At 69.8% G+C, this 21172-nt stretch carries 18 protein-coding genes and 4 pseudogenes; 8 read left to right on the top strand and 14 right to left on the bottom strand.

From position 1 onward, the window contains the following. Nucleotides 1-450: 450 nt before the first annotated feature. Nucleotides 451-2199: a GAF domain-containing protein gene (locus ACFY1J_RS39135; RefSeq protein WP_390707709.1), complete on the top strand. Its 1749-nt coding sequence runs from the start codon at nucleotides 451-453 to the stop codon at nucleotides 2197-2199. Between the two features lie 118 nt (nucleotides 2200-2317). Next, the gene (locus tag ACFY1J_RS39130) at nucleotides 2318-3019 is read left to right on the top strand and encodes a CBS domain-containing protein (protein ID WP_390707708.1); all 702 of its coding nucleotides are present in this window, start codon (nucleotides 2318-2320) and stop codon (nucleotides 3017-3019) included. Between the two features lie 200 nt (nucleotides 3020-3219). Here the strand turns inward: ACFY1J_RS39130 and ACFY1J_RS39125 are convergent, their stop codons facing one another. Together ACFY1J_RS39125 and ACFY1J_RS39120 are read right to left on the bottom strand one after the other, a co-directional pair. Beyond that, complete coding sequence (locus tag ACFY1J_RS39125) at nucleotides 3220-3870, bottom strand: CBS domain-containing protein (RefSeq protein ID WP_390707707.1); 651 nt, start codon at nucleotides 3868-3870, stop codon at nucleotides 3220-3222. A gap of 26 nt (nucleotides 3871-3896) precedes the next feature. Continuing rightward, the gene (locus ACFY1J_RS39120; RefSeq protein ID WP_390707706.1) at nucleotides 3897-4352 is read right to left on the bottom strand and encodes a Crp/Fnr family transcriptional regulator; all 456 of its coding nucleotides are present in this window, start codon (nucleotides 4350-4352) and stop codon (nucleotides 3897-3899) included. A 756-nt stretch (nucleotides 4353-5108) separates the two neighbouring features. Between ACFY1J_RS39120 and ACFY1J_RS39115 the strand changes: the two genes are divergently transcribed. Both ACFY1J_RS39115 and ACFY1J_RS39110 read left to right on the top strand, forming a co-directional pair. Beyond that, nucleotides 5109-5603, top strand: coding sequence for an HPP family protein (locus tag ACFY1J_RS39115; protein WP_390707705.1), 495 nt, complete (start codon nucleotides 5109-5111; stop codon nucleotides 5601-5603). A gap of 293 nt (nucleotides 5604-5896) precedes the next feature. Then, nucleotides 5897-6065: pseudogene (locus ACFY1J_RS39110) on the top strand (helix-turn-helix domain-containing protein); the annotation flags it as partial. Nucleotides 6066-6528: 463 nt separating this feature from the next. Here ACFY1J_RS39110 and ACFY1J_RS39105 read toward each other — a convergent pair. After that, on the bottom strand, nucleotides 6529-7404 hold the full coding sequence (locus ACFY1J_RS39105) for a universal stress protein (RefSeq protein ID WP_390707704.1): 876 nt from the start codon (nucleotides 7402-7404) through the stop codon (nucleotides 6529-6531). Nucleotides 7405-7469: 65 nt separating this feature from the next. Then, on the bottom strand, nucleotides 7470-8570 hold the full coding sequence (locus ACFY1J_RS39100; RefSeq protein ID WP_390707703.1) for a hypothetical protein: 1101 nt from the start codon (nucleotides 8568-8570) through the stop codon (nucleotides 7470-7472). A 581-nt stretch (nucleotides 8571-9151) separates the two neighbouring features. Here ACFY1J_RS39100 and ACFY1J_RS39095 point away from each other — a divergent pair. Continuing rightward, nucleotides 9152-9372, top strand: a pseudogene (locus ACFY1J_RS39095) (cold-shock protein). Nucleotides 9373-9755: 383 nt separating this feature from the next. On the opposite strand, the gene ACFY1J_RS39090 reads toward ACFY1J_RS39095, so the two are convergent. The 3 genes from ACFY1J_RS39090 to ACFY1J_RS39080 form a co-directional block, all read right to left on the bottom strand. Continuing rightward, on the bottom strand, nucleotides 9756-11291 hold the full coding sequence (locus ACFY1J_RS39090) for a DUF1254 domain-containing protein (protein ID WP_390707702.1): 1536 nt from the start codon (nucleotides 11289-11291) through the stop codon (nucleotides 9756-9758). Between the two features lie 706 nt (nucleotides 11292-11997). Next, entirely contained in the window at nucleotides 11998-13101 is a 1104-nt protein-coding gene (locus ACFY1J_RS39085; RefSeq protein ID WP_390707701.1) for a RimK family alpha-L-glutamate ligase, read from the bottom strand. Between the two features lie 266 nt (nucleotides 13102-13367). Continuing rightward, the gene (locus tag ACFY1J_RS39080) at nucleotides 13368-14357 is read right to left on the bottom strand and encodes an aldo/keto reductase (RefSeq protein ID WP_390707700.1); all 990 of its coding nucleotides are present in this window, start codon (nucleotides 14355-14357) and stop codon (nucleotides 13368-13370) included. 323 nt (nucleotides 14358-14680) lie between these two features. Between ACFY1J_RS39080 and ACFY1J_RS39075 the strand changes: the two genes are divergently transcribed. Beyond that, on the top strand, nucleotides 14681-16297 hold the full coding sequence (locus ACFY1J_RS39075; protein WP_390732891.1) for an MFS transporter: 1617 nt from the start codon (nucleotides 14681-14683) through the stop codon (nucleotides 16295-16297). Nucleotides 16298-16559: 262 nt separating this feature from the next. Further along, nucleotides 16560-16802 (top strand): hypothetical protein, encoded by a 243-nt coding sequence (locus ACFY1J_RS39070; protein ID WP_390707698.1) that lies wholly within the window; start codon nucleotides 16560-16562, stop codon nucleotides 16800-16802. Between the two features lie 294 nt (nucleotides 16803-17096). On the opposite strand, the pseudogene ACFY1J_RS39065 reads toward ACFY1J_RS39070, so the two are convergent. From ACFY1J_RS39065 to ACFY1J_RS39040, 6 genes and pseudogenes are all read right to left on the bottom strand, one after another. After that, nucleotides 17097-17301: pseudogene (locus tag ACFY1J_RS39065) on the bottom strand (IS21 family transposase); the annotation flags it as partial. 303 nt (nucleotides 17302-17604) lie between these two features. Then, on the bottom strand, nucleotides 17605-18489 hold the full coding sequence (locus tag ACFY1J_RS39060; protein WP_390707697.1) for an alpha/beta fold hydrolase: 885 nt from the start codon (nucleotides 18487-18489) through the stop codon (nucleotides 17605-17607). Beyond that, entirely contained in the window at nucleotides 18486-18683 is a 198-nt protein-coding gene (locus ACFY1J_RS39055; protein WP_390707696.1) for a hypothetical protein, read from the bottom strand. The genes ACFY1J_RS39060 and ACFY1J_RS39055 overlap by 4 nt, the downstream gene beginning before the upstream one ends. Further along, a complete protein-coding gene (locus ACFY1J_RS39050; protein WP_390708093.1) occupies nucleotides 18683-18844 on the bottom strand; it encodes a hypothetical protein in 162 nt (53 codons plus the stop codon). Before ACFY1J_RS39050 ends, ACFY1J_RS39055 begins: the two co-directional genes overlap by 1 nt. Nucleotides 18845-18898: 54 nt before the next feature. Beyond that, complete coding sequence (locus tag ACFY1J_RS39045) at nucleotides 18899-19216, bottom strand: hypothetical protein (RefSeq protein ID WP_390707695.1); 318 nt, start codon at nucleotides 19214-19216, stop codon at nucleotides 18899-18901. Next, on the bottom strand, nucleotides 19213-19590 hold the full coding sequence (locus ACFY1J_RS39040; RefSeq protein ID WP_390707694.1) for a hypothetical protein: 378 nt from the start codon (nucleotides 19588-19590) through the stop codon (nucleotides 19213-19215). Before ACFY1J_RS39040 ends, ACFY1J_RS39045 begins: the two co-directional genes overlap by 4 nt. A gap of 412 nt (nucleotides 19591-20002) precedes the next feature. On the opposite strand from ACFY1J_RS39040, the pseudogene ACFY1J_RS39035 reads away from it, so the two are divergent. Further along, nucleotides 20003-20131 (top strand): annotated as a pseudogene (locus ACFY1J_RS39035) (IS5/IS1182 family transposase); the annotation flags it as partial. A 349-nt stretch (nucleotides 20132-20480) separates the two neighbouring features. Here ACFY1J_RS39035 and ACFY1J_RS39030 read toward each other — a convergent pair. Beyond that, the gene (locus ACFY1J_RS39030) at nucleotides 20481-21098 is read right to left on the bottom strand and encodes a TetR/AcrR family transcriptional regulator (protein ID WP_390707693.1); all 618 of its coding nucleotides are present in this window, start codon (nucleotides 21096-21098) and stop codon (nucleotides 20481-20483) included. Nucleotides 21099-21172 lie beyond the last annotated feature (74 nt).

Here is a 21172-nt window from a genome sequence, read left to right as displayed (position 1 = left end):
CTGTGCCTCCGCGTTGATCGGCACCCGCTGCTGCGACGAACCCTGACGCCTCTACGACCGCAAGCGCGTTGAAGACAATCGGCGCAGCCAAGGAGCGTCGGCCCTCGCACGCCGACCGTACGCCATGGTCCTTGCCGGCTGGACTCCCCAGGGTTCCAGCGGCGCCCGACTACCTACCGTTCAACGCCAGTGCTACCGGTCCGTTGGGCCTGGGGGTTCAGGGCCGCGCATGACCGGACGAAGCGTGGGCGGGGCCCGCCGGGTGAAAATGATCCTGCCGATGGACATGCTGCCGAGCAGCCGCCCCTGAGCGTGACGCGCGGATGCGTTGGCGGGGCCTTGGTCGGAGGAGCGGCCCAGCGCGATTGCGTGTCGCCTTCCACCGGTGACGGATAGGGTAGAAACGGATAATCCGATGGGCCCGCCGCGCACCGAGGGACCTGGAGGAGCATGGTGGCCAGTTCGCAAGAGCTCCGGGTATCGCTGCCTCAGCTGAAGCTGGACGAACTGCTGGAGGAGCTGCAAGCGCGGGTGGACGCGGCCTGCGGCACCCGGGACCGCGTGCACAGTCTGCTGGAGGCAGTGCTCACTGTCGGCCGGGAGTTGGAGCTGGAGCAGGCCCTGCACTCCATCGTGGAGGCGGCAGCCGTGCTCGTGGACGCCGAGTACGCCGCCCTGGGGGTCATTGGAGCCGATGGCAGCACACTGGCGGCGTTCCACACCATTGGCGTGACCGAGGAAGAGATCGTCAGGATCGGCCCCTGTCCGGAGGGCCACGGCATCCTCGGCGAGCTGATCAACCACCCGGAACCGCTGCGGCTGGCAGAAATCTCACAGCACCCCGCCTCGTACGGATTCCCGGCCGACCACCCTCCGATGAGCACCTTCCTCGGGGTCCCGATCCGGGTCCGCGACCAGGTCTTCGGGAACCTGTACCTGACCGAGAAGCGTGGCGGGGCGCTGTTCGACGAGGAGGACGAGTCGCTATTGGCGACGCTGGCCGTGGCGGCCGGTGTGGCCATCGACAACGCCCGCCTGTACGAGGACTCACAATCGCGTGCGCGCTGGCTGCGCGCGAACGCGGAGATCACCCACAGCCTGATGTCCGGCAGCGCGCGCGCCGAGGTCCTGGACCTGATCGCCGCACGTGCCCGGGAGATCTCGTGCTCCGCACTGGCCGCGGTTGCGATGTTGATGGAGGACACGAAGTCGCTCTCCGTGGAGATCGCTGTAGGACTGGACGCTGAGGAACACCGAGGGCTGGTGTTGCCGCTGGAGAGGACCCTGATGGGAATGGCGTACTCGACTGCGGCCCCGGTGGCCAGCGCTGATGTCTCCCACGACGCACGCATCTCCCCGGAACCCCCGCGTTTCGGCGGACTCGGCCCCGCTGTCGCCGTCCCCATCGGCAACGGCGAAGACGGTGTCCGGGGCGTGGTCCTGCTGGCGCGCGAGATGGGTCGGCCGCCGTACTCGGCGAAGGCGACCGAGATGCTGCGGACCTTTGCCGCCCAGGCCGCGATCGCGATGGAGCTGGCGGAGCGCCGCGCGGACGCCGAGCAGATCGCGCTGCTGCAGGACCGGGACCGGATCGCCCGGGACCTGCACGACCTGGCCATCCAGCGGCTGTTCGCCACCGGTATGACATTGCAGAGCGCGGGCCGCTTCATCGAGCACCCGGAGGCCTCGGACCGGGTACGGCGAGCCGTCGACGAACTGGACGAGACCATCAAGATCATCAGATCGGCGATCTTCGGGCTGCGGGTGCACGAAGGCACCTATGCCAGCGGACTGCGCGCCCGTGCCGCACGCGCCGTCGGCGAGGCGGCTCCGCTGCTGGGCTTCGCGCCCAGCGTGCGCATGGAGGGCCTGGTCGACACAGATGTGCCGCATGACATCGCCGACCACGTCGTGGCCGTGCTCTCCGAGGCCCTCACCAACATCGTCCGGCATGCTCACGCCGACCGGGCCCAGGTGACTCTGACCACCGACGGCAAAGAGGTGTTGCTGACGGTATCGGACAACGGAATGGGTATCCCGCCCGACGGCCGCCGCAGTGGACTGCGCAACATGGCCGAGCGAGCGGAACAGCTGGGCGGTCTCTTCGAGGTGAGCAGGCCCGCCGGCGGTGGCGCGCTGTTGGCCTGGCGGGTGCCACTGCCCCGACCTGGAGCCGGGAGTGCAGAAGCCGGGCAGTAACTCCCGGTCGGTCCCGGCACAGGGACCCAGGGACGGGCCACTCGGCCCATGTCCGGAGGGTCCGCGGCCGCAGGCTGAACGTGTCGTGGGACGGCATCCGAGCACTTTGGAGGACGCCATGGACGGCGCCGCGACTGTCGTTGACGAGGTGATGACGCGCAGGGTCGTCGCTCTGCGCAGGGGAGCTGCCTACAAGGACATCGTGAAGACCATGTGGGCGTGGCGGGTCAGCGCCCTCCCTGTGCTGGATGACGTCGGACACGTTGTCGGTGTCGTCTCCGAGGCCGACATGCTGCCCAAGGAGGAGTACCACCAAGGCGACCTCGACGGGTACGGGGAAGTTCAGCATCCCGCCGACGTGTACAAGGCGGGTGCGGTGACCGCCGGCGACCTGATGACCGCCCCGGCCATCACCGTGACACCCGACGCCCCCCTCGCCCACGCTGCACGTGTCATGGCGCGCAACAGGGTCAAGCGGCTGCCGGTCGTCGATCACGATGGCGCTCTCAAGGGCATCGTCAGCCGTGTTGACCTGCTGAAGGTGTTCCTGCGGGCCGACGTGGACATCGTCGAGGAGGTCCGGCGCGAGGTCGCGCTGCGGCTCTTCGGCACACAGGCCGAAGCGGTCCGGATCGAGGTGCATGACGGTGTCGTGACCCTCAGGGGCCGGGTGCACGACACCGAGCTGATCCCGCTCGCCGCCGCGCTGGCGCGGGCTGTGGAAGGCGTGGTGGACGTGAAGTGCATGCTGACGGGTCTGCCCCGCCACCCGAACCTCGATCCTGATCTGCCGGACCCACAGCGGGCGGCCCCTCCGTGACGGTGGCCGACGGTCTACGAGCGGAGACGGGGCGGTGACCATGCCGCCCACCGGGTGTTGCCGGCACCCGTCACAGGGAACGCCGCGACGCCTCAAGCGGCCTCGACCGAAGGATTGTCGCCCCGTCGGTCGGCGGCGCTTGGCCGAACAGGGCCAGGAATGGCAGCAGGGGGACCGCAACGGTGGGCACAGGGCGGCCACTACCCATCGGCCGCTGTGAGTCGGCAGTCCACGTCCACCACGCCCTCTACGCCCCGCGCGAGGCGGACGGCGAGAGGAATCCGGGTGGCGTCCGGGACTCGTCCGGTCAGGGTTGCGACGCCCTCGGTGACCATGACGTGCACGGGCTCTACCGGGGCGGGGAAGAGGACGTCGACCACGTCCCGCCGGATTTCGTCGGCGAGGTCGTTGTCCGGGCGCAGGAAGACCTTGAGCAGGTCGCCGCGGCTGACGACACCTTCGAGGACGCCTTCGGTGGTCACCACGGGCAGCCGCTTGACGTTGCGCAGGGCCATGATGCGGGCCGCCTCGGCGAGCGTCGCGTCCCGGTGGACGGTGACGGCCGGGGCGGTCATCAGCTCCTCCGCGGTCACGGCCCCGGCCTTGGCCAGGTCGGACAGCCGGCGCCGTTGGGTAAAGCGGTCCGGGTCGCTGTCCCGGAACTCCTCCTTGGGCAGCAGGTCGGCCTCGGACACCACTCCGATCACGCGGCCGTCGCCCTCCAGCACGGGAAGGGCACTGACCTTTCGCTGTTCCATGCGCTCGACGATGTCCTTGAACATCGTCTTGCGTTCCGCCGTGACGACGGCACGGGTCATCACGTCACTTACTCGTTGCGGGCTGCTGTGCATGCTGTGCTCCTTGCCGGGCCGGGTGGTCAGGCCAGGCCGCCGCTGCCGTAAGGGGCGTACAGGTCGAGCAGCCGGACCCGGGAGGCGCGGAGCCGCTGGGCGACCACGCGCCCGACCCGGACCGCGATCGCCCGGCCGAACCCGGGGTCCTCGGCGCACTTCGCCCGGACGGCCTCGGCGTCGAACTCCCAGGCCCGCACCGGGCTCGTCGCCTCGGCGCCCAGGTGCCAGTTGTACGGCGGGAAGTGCCAGGACCAGCCGACCAGTTCGTCGTGTCCGAGCGACTCGATGACGGCGGGCCGGCGGCCGGGCACGTGCAGGTCGAGGGTGACGGTCCCGGTCCGGACTGTCCAGAAGCGGTCGGCGCGCCGACCCTCCTCGAACAGGCGGGTCCCGGCGTCGAAGGAGACCTCGTGGGCGGGGCGCATCAGCTGTTCGCGGTGCTCGGCCGGCAGGGCCGTGGTCATGGTGGTGGAGGTCATCGCACCGGCTCCCTTCATGCTTCTGCTTCCAGCGTGGGCGCGCCCGCGCCCCACCGCCACGGTTCGCTCGGATCCGACCAGGACCCTTCGGTCCATGGGGCTCGGTAGCCGCCGACCCGCACGCTGGAAACACCCTCTGTGGAGGGAGCGCGCGGACACCTCGCCCGGACCCGGACAGTCCCCATCCGTGGCCGCCGATGTGCACCTCCCTGTCAAGCGAGTCGAAAGCGAGATCGTCCGGTGTTCGTGATCACGTGCCACAGTCGACCGGGTCGACCAGTTGCGGTCCACAGCGGAGTCGTCGTACAGCGGCAGCGCGGGCCGGTGTCCGGACGAGTCGGGTGGCCGGGCTGCAGGCCTCAGGGTCGTGGTGGTCAAGGTCTTTGCTCCTCGCACATGGCACTGGGATTGGGGCCGGACGGTCCACCCGGCCGCGGCAGGCCGGACGGGAAGGGCCGTCCACTTCCACCGGAACCCTGCGGACCGCCCGCTTTCAGTGGCCAGCCGGGCGACAGGGGAGACAGGGGCCGATCTGGTATTATCCCGGGCCGAATGGCCCCGCACTCCGGGCCCGCGGTGGGGCCAATGGCATGCGCCGAGGCCATGCGGCCCCATGACAGAGGGGGCCGGCGAGGCGAGTGTGAAATGGAGCACGCGGCGCAACGCTGGCGCCGCCCGAGGGCGACGTACTACGCAGCGCTGCCGAACGCGCGCATCCGTGGATTGCCGGCACAGCCCCAGCACAAGGAGGCAACCGTGAACGAGCAGCCCACAGTGCGGAGCCTGATGGATGCCGCCCCCTTCTCGATCAGCGAGGACGAGAGTGTGCTGATGGCCTGGGAGGTCATGGAGAGGTCCGAGCAGCGTCAACTCCCCGTGGTTCGCGCGGACGGCTGCTGCGCCGGACTCCTGGACCGCGCCGAACTCGCCGTGGTCTGCGCGGTCGCCGCCACGACGCTGTCCCGTCGCACGGCACACGATCTCGTGCATGCCCGGCGGACCGTCACGGTTCACCCCGAGGATTCGGTGCTGCACGCGGCGGCCGTGATGACGGAGGAGCACCTCGACGCCCTACCGGTCACGGATCCGCACGGACGACTGGTGGGCCTGCTCACAGCTCGGGACTACGTGGCCGCGGCCGCAGGCCTGCACAGCCGAGCCAGGCCCATCAGTCAGGGTCCCGCTCGGGCCGCCCTGCCCGGGCTGCCGCCGTGCCGCCCGGCGCGGGAACGCGGGATCGTCATTCCGTAGCGGCCGCCTTGGTGGAGACGCTCGGTTTCACGGACCCGATCTGAACCGGCGCGACCAGCACCCTGAGCGGGAACCGCATGCAAGGCACCGCCGTGTGAACCTCGGCGGGTCGGCCGGATTTTGCCGCACCGCTGCCGCAGGAAGACCGCCGTCGCCGCCGGCCGCAGCTACGCGGCATTGCGGTGGGCCGCCAGCGCAGCGTCCAGCCTCTCTCCAGGCACGAGGAACCGCCCAGGGGCTGTCCGGACCCTCCGCTGCCCGATCGGCCCGCGCGCCATCGGTGACATCGACCGGTGCCGACCGGCAGACTGCGTCTGGCCTGGTGTGTGGTCGAGGACGGCTGGCCGTTACGGCGGGCGGCCGAGCGCTTCCAGGTCAGCCACCCCACCGCCGCCGAGCGATGGGCCGACCGCTACCGCCTGCTCGGGTGGGTCGGCATGTACAACCGCTCCGGCCGCCCCCCACCACGCAAGATCCCGGCCGCCGTCCAACAGCAGGTCGTGCACCGGCGGCAACACCTCAGACGCCGAACGCCAAGCAGCCTTCCTTGCATAGCTGGACTGGGCGAGTTGCGTGGAGTCGGGCTCGGCGGCAGGCCGCGACGGCCATTCCGGGGCCAAGGCGGCCGCCAATCCAGCCTGCGGAGGTTTGCGCGTGGCCGGGCCGACCAGAAGCGACGTGGCACACTCGCTCGCCGTATGTGTTTGGCCACGACAGCGGCGAGGGCGCCCACATGGCGCTGGAGCAACTCCTGCGGTGCTCCTCGACGGGACGGCCGAACGGCCCTGGCAGGGCAGCGATCCGGCCTTGTCCGGTGCGCGAAGGGCTGGTCGAGGGGGTCCGGCCCGGGATGGCGGGCGGCGCCCAGATCCGGCTGCGGGACAAGTCCAAACGCACGCTTCCCGACCATGGCAAGCGGCGGGAGTCACCTGCGTGGGACGACTGCCACCGGGCACTGCGCATGCTGCAGAACGGCGTGCGTGACGCGGCCGAGAGCACGGCCCACGTGGTGCAGGGGCCTGCGGGCGCCCAGGACGACGAGATCCGCGTGCGAGGACGCCGCGACCAGTTCAGCAGCTGGCGACGGGGCCCTCGCGACCTCTTCGGTCACCTTGATGTCCGGAAACTCCTCCCGCACGGAGTCGAGCATGCGGGTGCTCGCCGCGGCCTCCGCCTCCAGGGCCCTGCGCGCCTCGTCGGCGAGGGGCACCATGCTCCCGACGTACTGGAAGTAGGACCACGCGCTCAGCAGACGCAAGGACGCCTTCCTCCGCTTGGCGCTCTCCCCGGCGAAGCGCACCGCCCCGAGGTCCTTTTCATCCCGTACGCCTACGACGACCACCCTGCTCGACGGCCGCTCGGTACCCCGCACGACGACCACAGGACAGCTCGCCTGCCCGGCCACCGTCAGCCCGACGGACCCCAGCAGAAGCGCGGAGAAGCCGCCTGCTCCCCTCGAACCGACGACTATGGTCGCCGCGGCTTCCCCGGCCTGCGGCACCGTCGACGCGGCCGCCCGCACCAGGCTGTCTGCCGCGGGTTGCCGATCGACCTCCGTGGTGACCGCTAGGCCGGGCGCGCTGTCGGAGGCGGCGGCTGCCGCCTCGGCCGCCAGCGACCGGGCGGCCTCGCGGACCCGCCGGGCGGTTTCGGCGGACAGGCGCTCGGCCAGGTCTAGGTCGGCGGCGCACACGATGTGCAGGGGCTGATGCCGGAGAGCGGCCTCCTGTGCCGCCCATAGCACCGCGCGCGCCGCTCCGGCCGAGCCGTCCGTGCCCACCACAACTGGTCCCTCAGACATACCTGGCCAGTTCTTCCCAGCATCGGCAAAACCCGCAACAGAAGCCCCTGCCGGGCGACGGGCGGTCACAACGGCACTCCCGGGTCGGTATACCGCAGCAGTGCCCCGACTCCGTCCTCCAGGGGCAGTTCCTCCCGCGGCACGACCACCAGGTCGGCGCCGGTGCGGATCAGTGCGCGGACCAAGGCCGCGCCGGGCGGTTCCTCCTGGAAGCCGAGGACACCGAAGGACTCCAGTTCGGCGGACGACAGGGCGATCTGGGTCGGCTCCGAGCCTGCCCACAGCCGCGAGGGCAGATCGATGGGCGTGTTGAGCAGCAGAGCGCCTGCCTGGGCGCGCTGCAACGCGGCCACGACCGCAGGCATGCCCTCGACCGCGTCGACGTGCTGGGGCCGCCGCGCCCGGAACGTCTCCACCCGAGCCTGGTCCCGCTCGCTCATCCGGCCCCGCAGAACCTCGTTCAGCTCGTACTCCAGCAGCGCCCGGCCCTTACCGGCCAGGTGCCCGTCACCCGCGACTGTGACCACGCGCTCACGCAAGGGGGCGGGCATGCGGTTCACCAGGACGTTGAGCGCCCAGGCTTCCCCGCCCAGCACGATCACCTCGGCCCGGGTGCGCTGGACCAGCTCCGCCAGCTCACCGGCGACCTCGGCGGCGCCGTGCGGCCACCGGGCTGCAGGACCACTCCGGTGGTGACGCGCTTCCGGTGCGACTGCACTGCTCGGCCACCTCCCCGTCTGGATGTCCACCTCCAGTTCTTCCGGCGCGCCGGTCTCCGGGTGTGCGACGCGGTGCACGGTGGCGGCCGCATACGGGATGTCCGGCGTGTGCTGGACCGCGAGCGGCATCACGTCGGGCAACGCGCTGAACCGGGCCGCATCGTGTGCGGGCGGGCAGGGCAGTTCTTCCACCAGGGCCAGATGTCCGTGGCTCGCGAAGATGGCCTGCCCGTGACGCCCGGAAACCTCCCGGTCCGAGCCCGCTGCATCGGAGACAACGGCCACGGTGGCCTTGTCGGCCCCCTGCTGGGTCAGATCCTCACGCAGGTGCCTGCGCCGCAGCCTGATCGCCGCCTCCGGGTCGCGGACGTCACGTGAGGTGTCCAGGTAGGCGCAGGCATAGGGTCCCGGTCGTGCGTACACGGGGTCGAGAAAGGTCAGCTCCACGGCCGCTCCTCATGACGATGCCTGGCTGAGCCACCCCGAATCGCTCCTCCTCCGGTCACCGCTTGCAGTGACACCCCAAACCCGCCTCCGCTACCTCCAGTAGACCTCCCGGCCACCAACTTTGCGCGCCGGGCGGTGCACCGCCGGCTCACGCGGGTGCAGAGCATGCGGATCGCGGATCGAATCCGCGGGAGAGGAATCTGCGGCCCGTGCTGACGCGGAGCGAGGCCCTGCCGTGTGCCGCCTGGGACGGTCGGCCGACGGGCCTCGATCCGGAGCCACGGCAGGCCACGTCTGGACGGCGATCAGCACTGCCGTGGAGCAAACCCCACACTCGCAGCACGGTCCCTCCGGGGCCGGCGCGTACCGGAAAGAAGGGCCGGCTCTGAGCGGGCGGACGCTTCGGGCAGCGGACCCGGTGTCGGTCGGGTCACGCGAACTGCCGGCGAAAGGTCGCCACCCGCCATGCATCCTGCTGTTGTCACCGTCGTTGCGGCACCTGGTCGGTGGCCACGGCCCTGTACGGTGCCGACGGACAGTGTGTCCTGATCTTCGGTACGTCTCCTGAAAGGGACAAGGTGATGGCGCAAGGCACGGTGCAGTGGTTCAACGCGGACAACAGCTACGGGTTCATCACCCCGGACGGGGTGGCGACAATCTCTTCGTTCACTTCAGTGCGATCCAATGGACCGGTTACAAGAGCCCGGAGGAGGGCCAGCGGGTCGAGTTCGCGATCGTCCAGGGGCCGAAGGGGCCGAAGGGGCCGAAGGGGCCACAGGCCGACCAGGTAGTGCCGCTGTAGAGGCACCCGGCGGGCCCGGAGACGACGAGCGCAGGTGGCTCGTCCGGCAGGGCCTCGGAGTGCCGAAGAACCGATGTACACCGCAGTCCCCTGCGCCGGCCCAGTGTCAGCAAGCCGTCGTCAACGACTGGACCACGACACTGAACACTCTCGGCACCGGTTGAGGCCCGAAAGCCCATTTGGCCCGGGTCCCGTGTCCCGAGGCCGCGCAATTCCGGATTCGCGCGTCGCGCGGGCAGAGCCGGCTCCGCAGACAGGCAAGGCCCTTGGAAACATGGGGACTTCGGGGGTGGAGCACGGTCGACTGCACCCTTGCTCATCGAGTACGCCGACTCAGGCACTGGGCAGCACCCAAGACGGCGATATCGGATTCCGCAGTGTCGTCAGGCGAGGTGGCGGATCGGCGGGCACTCCCATCGTGCGTCGATGACCTCGGGGCGTGGCAGGTACATACGCAAGGCGATGAACCAGATGCCCTGTTCCGGTGTGGGCAGCCAGTTGGGCTCCCGGGCGGGCCCCGGGGACTCGGGCTGTAGATGGAGGGTCAGGCTTCCGTCCGCGTCAGTGACCAGTCCCGGGGTACGGTCGCCGATCGAGTAGCGGCCGATCGGGTTGGGGACCAGGTTCCTGTCCTCTGCGTAGACGGTCAGGGACCAGAACGCGTCGACAGGAGGCAGATCCCCCGGTTCGAAGCGCAGTTCGTAGCGGCCCGTGGACAGCTTGCCGCCGTCCGCGTCATGGAAGGCGGCCAGGTACACCGCTTCCTCGGGATCGTTGGCGGCGACACCGACCAGGGACTGTTCCGCGGCTCGCCTCAGGAAATCGTCCCCGAACCTTCCCAACTGTGGTGGCGGGTAGCGCCAGCCGTTGATGACATGGGCCCATTCGCCACTGAGCAGTTGTTGTTCGAGCATCGGTGCGCCGGTGGCCGCGGCCCGGATCAGGCTCTGCTTGACGGATTCGGGCTGGGCTTCGACATCGAGACCGGGCCCGATGCCGATCTCCGCGAACTGCTTGAGCAGGACGTCGTGGTGCCGCGGTGGCGGATTCTCGGCCAGCATCGCGTTCAGGGTCTTCCACGGCCCGAGCCGATCCTCTGCCACGTCGATCGGTTCCAGCACGTCGCGGCGTTCCGGGACGTGCGCTCCCTCCTTGCCGAAAAGGTGGAGCGGGGTCAGCCGGTACCGGCGCTGAAGCGCATGAACGTTCGGGAGGTCGCGCTCGCCTGTGACGAGGGTCCGGCCGACGATGACGATCCAGGGACTGGGTGCGGTCTTCGTGCGGTGGACCCCTTTGGGGAGGTCTCCCGTCCACCCTGGCCCGACGAGGGCGAAGTCTCCGGCATGCGGTCCGGTGGCGCGCTGTCCCACGTAGTCGTAGTTGTCGGAGGTGATGCCGACCAGTTCGAAGGTGAAGTAGCGGTCGCCCATGTCCGGGTGCGAGAGGACAATGGGTTCCTCGCTCAGGTCGACCCAGGCGAACGAGTACAACGTGTCGTTGTTGGGGGTCAGGCCCTCCCGGTCGGAGGCGTCGAAAAGCCTGCCGGCGTGCCAGAAGTGGTTGACGGCGGCATACGGTGTCGCGTCGGTGTCGGGCTTCTGGGTCACCCACCGGTGGCGGAGCCCGGCGTTGTAGATGTACGGGAAGCCATAGACAAAGGCCTGTTCGCCGAGCGTGTAGGCGTATTCTCGTCGCCAGTCGCTCACACGGCCGGTCAGCACCGGCTTCATCGACTGCCACATCAGCGGCAGCACCTGCGATGCCTCGCGGGCGCGGCCAACCGTTGCCCCTGGGTGGCGCACGGCGTCCGCCGTGGCCCTGCCTGTGGCCATCGCCGCCTGGCCGATGCCCGACGCCACTTCCGTGAGTTGGTGGCCTAGTCGCTGCACGGGACGGGTGCTCGTGGATGCAGAGGCCATCACTGCGCTCCTCTCCAGCACGGTCTGCCACATCAAAGGCCGGACAACCGACCACCGTCGGAGACGATCCCGGCTCCTCGTTGTGGGCCGACAGGCTGCATCGATCGCCGTGCCACGTCGAGTATCGGGCAAGTTGCTTCATACGGCAGGACCTACCAACTCGAGTAGATCACCGCAGCCGGGGCCCGGCAACCGGGCTCGGCCTCACGGCTGCATGCCGTCGTCAAGATCAACAGCAAGGGCTCGCCGAGGCCGCCGAGCCAAGGACAAAACCGGTCTGTCCGACCCGATGGGTGGACGAGGTCGCCTCAGTTCACGATCTCGGCGTCCACCTCGCAGTGGTCGTCGGGGGCGGCAATTCTGTCCGTGGACGGAGGCGGGGAACGGGGGCATCGGGCGGCTCGAGGCAGATGACATCGGCATGCTCGGGACGGTGATGAGCGCCTGATGCTGTGCAGTGCGCTCACCGCACGCAGGGAGCGGGACGTGCGGGTCATGAGGGCCATCGCGCTGGAGAGCGTCGTTGAGCTGTTGACTCGCCTGCGTGCGGACCGGCACCGTCGGCGACGCCGGATCGTCTTGCTGACCGGGGGCACGCAGCATCCGTCTGCGACCGACTACGCCGCGGTGCAGCGCCCCCTCGAGCTGTCGACCGATGCGCTTGTGGTCGCCAGGAGCCGTGTTGACGGCGTCTACGACAATGACCTCAAGACCCATCCGGACGCGAAGCGTTTACACCACCCCAAACACCGCCACTGCTGTTGACCGCCCCGCGGAAGGGGCCGTGAACCGCTCGCTGCGGCGCCGCTTCGGGACCCCAGACGCCGCCGGTGAATCCGTCCGCGTCACGGACAGCGGTCCGGCCCCGGCGGGCAGGTGTGAGGACACCGGGACGGTGCCTCGTCAAGTCGCGGACGAATGCGAAGAGTTCGCGGCCGAGCGAGCGCTTCGCGGCAGTGAACAGATCGGGGTAGAGCCCAGGGTAGGTGTTCTCGTCCACGATGATGGGTCGGCCCTCGCACAGAATGAGGTCGAAGCCGACCAGCGGAAGGCCCAGGGCCAGCTGGGCCCGCTGGACGAGCCGTGCGTGCGCCGGGGGGACGTGGCAGCCGTCGACATCGCCGCCGATCCCCTCGGGGTCGTACACCTTCCATGCATCGGCGGACAAACGGGTGAAGCGGTGGCCGCGCTTGCGATAGCCGTACATCAGGATGCCGTTGATGAGGGTCGTACCGATCCAGTCGGCAGGGCTGTTGGGATAGAAGCGCTCAAGGAGGAAGGTGTGCTCCGTCGTCCGGGCGAGCGTGCTGTCCAGGTAGTCCGCCAGGTCCCGCAGCGTCGCGAAGTCCTCGATCAGCAGGACCCCCTGTCCGAAGGAGCCGAGCCTGGGTTTCAGCAGGGCGCGGCCCCATTCCGCGAGTACGGGTGCTGCGGCGGCCGTGTCGCGGCGGTCGAGCAGGACCGTGTCGGGCACCGGGAGGCCGGCCCGGGACAGCCGCAGGTGAGCCCGGTACTTGTCGAGGCCGGTCGAGAAACGTGCGGGGTCGGGGACAACGGGTATGTCCAGGCTGAGCGTGCGCAGGGCCTCCAGGGCGTAGCTGCCGGGGTCCCGGGGCAAGTTGGCATGCCAGACGAAGAGGTCGAGGTCGTTGAGGCAGACCTCACCGCAGTGCACCTTGCCGTCGCGGACCCAGGTGCGACGGATGTCCAGGTCGTGCAGGAACTCGACGTCGGTGAGATCCGCCAGCAGTCTCATCAACAGCGCGTGGTCCTCGGACGGAATCTTGCCGACCTCCGCCTGTGCGCGCACACGCGGCGCCGTCGTCGATTCGCAGGCGGCGGGCGGCAGGAAGGTCCCCACTCTCAGCGTGGGGCGGTGCCCTCCCGGCAAGGGGCTGATGGGTGCCCGCGACGGGCTCGACCGAAGACTCTCGCTCATGCGTGCTGTCGCCTTCACGGCAAGGTGTCGCCTTCACGGAAAACGGCGCTCTCTCCAGCCCAGCACATGTCGTCGACGGGCGCACATTGGTGACACGGCCGGCGATCGGCTCCAGACCGGCCTGACGCGCACTCGGGTCAGTAACGCCCGCCGTGCGGGGCCGGCAAGGCGTCGAGATCGGCGAGGTCCGCCGCGCCGAGCTTGACGTCCGCCGCGTCGGCGTTGTCCCACAGGTGCGCCGGGGTCCTGGTCCCCGGGACGGGCACCACGTACCGGCCCTGGGCCAGCAGCCAGGCCAGTGCCACCTGCGCCAGCGTGGCCCCCACCCGTTCGGCGACCTCCCGCATCCGGCCGACGATGGCCAGGTTGGCACGGAGCGCGTCGCGTTGGAAGCGCGGCAGCCGACGCCGCAGGTCGTCCTCGGGCAGGTCGTCGAAGGATGAGAACCTCCCGGCGAGGAAACCTCGCCCGAGGGGCGCGAACGGCAGGAAGGCGATGCCCTGCTCCTCGCAGTACGGCACCATCTCGACGAGCGGGTCCCGCGTCCAAAGCGACAGCTCGGACTGCACCGACGCCACCGGGTGCACTCTCCTCGCCCGCTCGACCTGCTCCACCGTCACCTCGGAGAGGCCGATCCACCGCGCCTTCCCGGCCGCCACGACCTCGGCCATCGCCCCCCAGGTCTCCTCCAGCGGGACTTGCGGGTCCACCCGGTGCAACTGGTACAGGTCCACGTGATCGGTGCCGAGCCGCCGCAGGCTGCCGTCGATCGATGCCCGTACGTGCTCGGGACGGCCGTCCGGGACGGCACCGGGGGAGTTGCCGGAACCGAGCTCGGGGCCGGTGAGGGCCAGGCCGACCTTGGTGGCCAGCACCGCATGCCCGCGCCGGCCGTCCGCCAGCGCCCTGCCTACCGTCTCCTCATTGGTGTACGGGCCGTACACGTCCGCGGTGTCGATCAGCGTCGCGCCCAGGTCGAGTGCCTGGCGGATCACCATGATCGACGTTGCCTCGTCCCGCGGGCTCCTCCTGTCGTAGCCGAAGCTCATGCCCGAGCTCAGGCCCATGCATCCCAGGCCGATGACGCCGGCCTCGGGGCCCGAGCTGCCCAGCGTGGTGGTTCGCACGCCGTGTCCTGTCCTCTCTGGTGCCCGGTCGCCGGTGAGTCCCCGCTTTGCGCCTCGGCGTTCCTTCCGATGATGTCCCCCAGCCGGTGACCGCGCCCGGTGCAGTTGGGCCGTACGGGGGAGTTGTCCGCGAGGTGGAGGGGGAGCGGACGGCGGGCGCGCGTCCCGCGGGGCTGCGGTGTGCCGGACGTGCACTCTGGACCGTGGACCGGGAGGGGGCCGACGGAAAGGCGATCGGACGGCAGGACGGGACCGTGGAACGGCAACACAGAACCAGGCGGATCAGAGGTCCGGTCAGGGACGCACCCCAGGCCCTCAGAGCATTGTTCGTCCTTCTCTCCGTCGAGAACGTCCTGATCAACTACACCTCGACCGCCATGAACGTGGCGCTGTCGGCGATCGTCAGGGACCTGCACACCTCGCTGACCGGAGTGCAGTTGGCGATCTCGCTGTACGCGCTGGTGGTCGCCGCATGTCTGATCACCGGAAGCAAGCTCGGCGCACGCCGCGGGTACCCGCGGACCTTCGTTCTTGGCGGCGAGATCTTCGGCATGGGCGCACTGATCACCGCCCTCGGCCCGAGTCTGCCGTTCATGCTGGTCGGCTGGTCCGTGCTCCAGGGGGTCGGCGTGGCGCTGATGCTTCCGGCGGTGGTGGCCATGCTCACCGCGGCCTTCACCGGGGCCACCCGGACAAAGGTCCTGTCCGCGCTCGGTGTGACCGCGGGAATCGGGTCGGCGGCGGGCCCGGTGGTGGGTGGCCTGATCACCCACTACCTCAGTTGGCGAATGTCGTTCCTCCTGGAAAGCGTCCTCACGTTGGCCGTGGTGCTGCTCATGTGGCGGACGGTCGATCCCGGGCGACCCCGTGTGCGCCCCGGACAGCGCTTCGACGTCCTGGGCGCACTGCTGTCGGCCACCGGATTCGGGCTGCTCGTCGTCGCGACCCTGATGGCGGGGCGGTACGGCCTGCTCAGGGACCGGAAGGACTTCGAGGTCTTCGGCAATACCCTGCTCCACCGCGGCCAGGTGTCACCCGTGCCACTGCTCGCTGGCATCGGACTGGTGGTCCTGGGCCTGTTCGCCGGTTGGGAGCGTCACCTGATCAGGCGCGGCAGGGACCCGCTGGTGCGGCTGTCGGTGCTGCGCAACCGCACGATCCGGGTCGGGACCCTGACCCTGGTGATGCAGATCCTGGTCCCCACCGGCATGCTCTTCCTGGTGCCGGTCTTCCTGCAGACGACCGTGGGGTTCGACGCGCTGCGGAGCGGAGTCACGCTGATCGCGGTGCCGTTGGGGCTGACGGTGGCGGCCTCGAGGGCCGCCAGGCTCATCGCGAGTGGGCGGATGACCCACCGCACAGCCCAGATGGGGGCGTTCCTCTGCATGGCCGCCGGCTGCGTCGCGATCGCCGCGATGTTCGACCCGCGTCAGCGGGAAGTGTCGGCCATGGGCCTGGCACTCGCACCGGGTCTCCTCCTCATCGGGCTCGGCCGGGGTCTGGCCACGACGGTGACCGACCTCATCCAGTCAGCGCCTCCTCCGGAGGAAGTGAGCGACGTGACGGGATTGTCCCGCACCGCCGGTTATCTCGGAAGTTCGTTCGGAGTCGCGCTCGCCGGCGCATTCATGACCACGGCCCTGCTCTTCGCGTTCGAGGCAGCGGCGGATGCCAGCGACGTCTTGTCCTTTGACCAGAAGCAGCTCGTCAAGCAGACACTCGACCATCAGATCCAGATCACCGCCGCGACCGACGGCGCCATCCGTACGAAGCTGGCGTCGCGGGGCGTCACGGGCGCGGCGGCCGACGAGCTCGTGCGGATCAACGCCCGGGCCAGAGGGGAGGCGCTGACCGTGGCGGCCACCGGCATGGGCGCGCTGGCCCTGATCGGATTCGGGCTGGCACTACGCATTCCCCGCGGTGGCTATCCGGGCCGCTGACAGTACGGCCAACGCGCCTGCGTTGCCGCCAACACCACCGCCACCGACACAACCGTGCACTTCTCCGACGGAACCACCGCGCAGGTACCCGCTGGGAAAACGGTCACCGCCGGCGCCCACCCCCGGAGCGGCGGCAGCGCGCCCGGCAGCACAGGACCCACCCCAACTCCGACGCCCACGCCGCCCGGGTTCGTCGCCCACGCTGTACCCGAGCGGTGACGGGACGCTGACAGGTACCGCTACCGCTGGGGCCGCGGCCAGTGTGACGGTGCCGTCGGCCGACGGTGCCAATCATGACGGCAGCCCGTACAAGCCGGTGACGTTCACCGCTTCCGGGCCGAACTTGAAGTACGCCGGAGGAAGCACCCGGTTCGATCTGTCCGTCGACGCCGAGCGGGTCATCGGGGCCTACCGGTACTTCGTCACCGACCCGCTCCCCGGCTGGGAGCACTACGCCGACAAAACCGGAGGCGACCTGTCAAACCTCCGACTGCCCTACACCTGATCCGACGACGTCGACGGCCATCAGGCTCGTGAAGTCGTGCAGCGGTGACGGCCTTGTCATGACAAGGGCCAGGTCCCGCCCTGATCGCACCCGCTCCGCAGGCCGCCCCACACGTGCCGGACCGGGCACGTCAGGCCCTCTCCGGGCAGCGAGTACCGATGGGCTGCCGAGAGCCGGCGATGTTGAGCGCAGAGCTGCTGAGTACTGCTGGTCAGATGTTCCGGAATGGACCAGCCAGCCCCGCGGCCTGCCGAGTTGGGCGGAGGCACGTTGCTGACCTGATGGATGGTTCGTCATCCCGCGCTGCCAGCCGATCCACTCCGCGATCACCGTCGCGGGTATCGTCGGCGTCTCCCGAAGAAGCTCGCGGATCTGCACGTCGACCGCGTCCACGGCCGAGCCCTGTTGTTCGAGATGCCCAGATGCCTCGCGATCGCCCTGATCGGCATCTGTTCGGCCGGTGCAGCCTGCGGATCTCTGCCCAGTCTTCCACGTGGATCGCCTCCCCCTCTGACCTTGATCACCAAGGCCAGGTCAGACGGAGATCACCAAGTGGGTCAGATTTGATACACCGTCAGTGAGCCCGTGTCGAGCCGTCGCCGAGACGGGAATGGTGAAGTCCTGCTGGAGTGTCCCCCGCAGGCGTGAGAGGGCGAGATGTGTGCGGTCAGCTCGCCGCCGGCCGTCGGCCAGGGGCCGTCCCTGGGCGCATCCTGATGCCGCTTCGGAGAGCGTGGGGGCGCTGCCCCGCCTCCGCCTCGGCGTGGAAGGCCCCGCTCGGTAACCCGGGGCTGAGGTGGTGCTACATCTGCTTCAGCTCGGCGTGCACCGCCTCCGCGATGGCTGCCGTCGCGTTCTTTGCGAGCAGGATCGTGTAGTGGTTGGTGTCGTCGATCCGACGGGTGGTGATCCGGTCCGGGTCGAGGTCGCCGGCGGCGAGGCGTCCCTCGTCGTACAAGCCCTGGGGTTCGTTCATCACTCCGCGCTGTGCCCACAGCAGGGTGCCGCGCACCTGGGGCTGGTGGATGGCGGCCAGCGTCTCAGTGTCGCCGAGGGGGCCCGCGCCGTCGGCCCGGATCGCGTCCAGGACGCAGCTGCTGTGCATCTCGGGGGGCTCGCCGGTCAGATCGCGGTCCACGTATGCCTGGACGTGCGGGCCCCAGTGGTCGGTGAGGGACGGGTGCTCGCGGAAGTGTGTGTGGTATGCCTCGCGGTTCGGGAAGGTCTCCTTGAGCCGGCGCATCGCGGGTCCGATGACGGACTCGATGACCTCGTCGATGTCCGCGCCTCCCGGCATGGGGAAGCCGAGGCCGCCGTCGACGAGGACCACGCGGGGGAAGCGGTCCGGGTGCCGCGCGGCGGCCACCGCGGCGATGAAGGCCCCGAGCGAGTGGCCGATGAGCAGCGCCTGTCGCAGGCCCAGGTGGTCGAGCAGGGCGAGGATGTCCTCGACGTGGGCGGGAATGCCGTACGGCCCCGGCAGTCCGGCGCTGTGGGCCCGGCCGCGCAGGTCTGGGGCGCACAGGTCGACGTCGCCGAGCTGTTCGGCGGCGGCTACGAAGGCCAGGCTGTTGGCGGTGATGCCGTGCAGCGCGATGACCGCGGGCCCCTCGCCGGGCCACCGGGTAACGGCGAGGTCGCCTCCTCGCACCGGGACGGTGAGTTCCTGCGCAGTACGCGTGGTCATGCGGACTTCCTCCTTCTGCCCAGTGCGGCCAGGCCGCCCGAGGCCACGTAGACGGCTATCACGAACAGTGTGCCGAGGACGAGCATGGGTTCCAGGCCCAGGTTCCAGCTCGGCAGCCGCTGGTCGAGGTAGGTGAACAGGACACCGCCGACGACCGGTCCCCAGCGGGTGCCGCTGCCGCCGAGCACCACCATCACCAGGAGTGTGAGGGTGAAGTCGGGGTTCTGGTGCGGGGTGTGGCGCCTGCGGTGACGAGCAGGTGCAGGGTGCCGCCGAGCACGGCCAGTGCGCTGGCCAGGGTGAAGGCGGCGACCTTGTACGCGAAGGGGCTGTGGCCGAGGACCGCGACCCGCAGCTCGTTGTCCCTGATGCCCTGCCAGGTCCGGCCGATCGGCCGCGCCGTGGCCGTTCACACGACGGCGGCTACCAGGGCGAGGTAGCCGAGGGCGAGCCAGTAGACGTTGACCGGGTTCTGCACCCCGATCAGCGCCGCGGGCACGCCCTCGGTGCTCAGTGTCAGGCCCTCCTTGCCGCCGGTCAGGCCGCCGGGGTTGCGTTCCACCCAGATCGCTCCGGCCTGTGCGAAGACCAGGGTGACCATGGCGAACCCGATCGGTCCGAGGGCGACGGAGCGCAGCGAGACGGCGCCGATGAGGACGGCGAGCGCGGTTTTGGCGGCCAGAGTGAGCAGCGCGGCGGGCAGCAGGGCCAGACCGAGGTGGGTCATGGCCAGCTGTGTACCGTATGCGCCGCCTGCCACGTAGAGGGCGTGCCCGAAGGAGAGCGTCCGGTACGGCCGAACATCAGGTCGTAGCTGAGTGCGAGCCCCGCGAAGAGCAGGCAGAGCGCGAACAGCTGGAGGGATCCGGGGGAGTTGACGGGTCCGTCCAGCAGCACGGGGATGTTCAGCGCCGAGAACGGCAGCAGGAGCAGGACGAGCAGCACTGCTGCGGATGCCAGGACGGGCAGCCCGCGGCGCAGTGCTCCCGGTCCGCCCGGCTCGGATTGGGTGGCGGGCGGTGCGGGTGCGGTGTTGGTGAGGGTCATGCCGTCGATCCGGCAGCGGACGGCTTCGGCGGCCTGCGGGTCGGACAGTTGCATGAGGAACTGCAGGCTGACACGGTCGCCAGTTGGGCCGGGGAGAGTCCCGGCTTGCCGTCCCGCGGGTACCACTCGGCGAAGTTCTCGTCCCGCCACAGTCCGTCGAGATGGTCACGGATGGCCATGGCGGTGGTGCCCCGAGGATTGCTGGCGCGGGCGACCTTTCACGGTCAGCTCCGGCACCTCCGAGCCGGTATGGCTGAATGCACAACTCGGTCTCCTTCGGTCTGATGGAGCTTCACCGTCGCAGCACCGCCGTCGGCGCGGAGCGGAGATCTCTCGAACTGGGACCGGAAGGGCTAACTCTTGCTGCGGGTTGACATAAGCACCATCCTGCGCTTCGGCACCATGAGGCGCAGTTGTGGCGTTCGCGAAACGGTAACAGGGGCCTGATCCTGGACCTCGCGGCTGCCCCGCCGGCCGTCGCCGCACCCGGCCGGACGCGGTCGCCGGGGACAAGGCCTACTCGGCCCGCAGCAACCGGGCCCACTTGCGCAGGCGCGGCATCAAGGCAGTCATCCCGGAGAAGAAGGACCAGGCCGATCGGCTCAGCCGGTCCACACCACGGACAGCGTGAACGCCATCGCGATCCCGGCCTCACCCTCACCCAAATGCACAGCGGGTGTTTAGGGCCTACTGACTGCGTCGCGTCGTACCACACCGTGGCGTCGGCGGCCGGGAGATCCCAGGCCCGCTCGGTGACCACCGCGCCGATCGCCGCCACAGGTGCCATTGGGGCGCGCCCGTTCCGGCGCACCGTGCGGACGACGCGCGGCTACTGCCGCGTGGCCTTCTGGACGCCGCCCTCTTCCGTGCCACCTCCTTCGCTACCCGCACACCAGCTTCATCAGCCACCGTGGTATCAGCGATCTGCGGCTCGGACTGCCCGGTCAGCTGTGCCCCGGGCGCGGGTCGGGCGGGCGGGTGCCGGCCGGGGCGAGGATGCCGTACAGCGCCAGGTCCACCAGCATTCCCACGCGGCCTTCCGGGTCGTCGGTACGGCCGTCCGCCCAGGCGCGCATCCCCGTCTCCAGCGCGTTGTGCACGTGTGCGCACACCAGGTCGATCGGTACGTCGTCGCGGAGTTCGCCGCGTGCGGCGGCGGCCTCGAGCAGGCGGTGGATCGTGACGAACACGGCCGGCGTCGAGGGCACGTCCGGCCTGAGCAGTGACTCGTGGCGTACGGGGAGGCTGTAGACGAACCGGGCCAGTTCCTGCTGCTGCAGCATCCTGCGGACGGCGTCGTTGAGAACCGCCCCGACGCGCTGGAGCGGCGGGGTGTCCTGCGCCGTCTCGGACCCGGCCTCCTCGCTGACCAGCAGGCGCTCGAAGAGCGCTCCGAGGACCTCCTCCCGTTCGGAGAAGTGGTTGTAGAAGGTGGCGCGTGAAACCCCGGCCGCGCGGGCGAGGTCCTGGACGCGCACCGCGTCGTATCCCCGCTCGGCGAAGAGTCGCAGCGCATTGTCGACGATCGCGTCGCGGGTCCCGTTCCTCTTGTCCGGTTTCATAAGGCTCAGCTTACTTGACACGTGTCCAGTCCAACTTACTCTTGACACGTGTCTAATTGGACACGTGTCAAGCA

It is taken from the genome of Streptomyces sp. NPDC001406 (assembly GCF_042895285.1).
Classification (GTDB): Bacteria; Actinomycetota; Actinomycetes; order Streptomycetales; family Streptomycetaceae; genus Streptomyces.
Note: the sequence above shows the minus strand (reverse complement) of the source record. Positions and strands in the feature narration are given on the sequence as shown.